Origin of the sequence: Rhodopirellula sp. UBA1907 (assembly GCF_002337565.1) — a bacterium.
Classification (GTDB): Bacteria; Planctomycetota; Planctomycetia; order Pirellulales; family Pirellulaceae; genus Rhodopirellula; species Rhodopirellula europaea.
The window spans coordinates 34,734-35,009 of sequence record NZ_DDGH01000096.1; the positions used below are offsets into that span (position 1 = coordinate 34,734).

Annotated in this window: 1 protein-coding gene; it reads right to left on the reverse strand. The window is 58.3% G+C overall.

Annotation, left to right across the window (positions count from 1 at the left end):
• Positions 1–276: hypothetical protein (locus B2R17_RS23045; RefSeq protein WP_286765856.1), on the reverse strand; the 276-nt coding region annotated here is incomplete at both ends.

The window sequence follows — 276 nt, forward strand, 5'->3', positions numbered from 1 at the left end:
TTCGCCCAATCTTGGTGTGAGATTGTCGACGGTTTTGAACAGTTCCAGATCGATTTGTTCGGCTTGCAAGCTCGCTTCCGCTTGGTCGTCTTCGTCGATCAATCCGTTGCCCGGTGCGCTGTCGGGATCGGGAAGCGTGGCTTGGATGATCTCGGCGGAATTGGTCAGTGTGCCTCGCGAAAGTGTTGTTGCGACGATTTCGAGCGTTGCGAACGATGGGGCTGCGGTGCCGGAAGCACCGTCCAATTCCGGGACGGTCCAGCGGCCGGTGGTTTC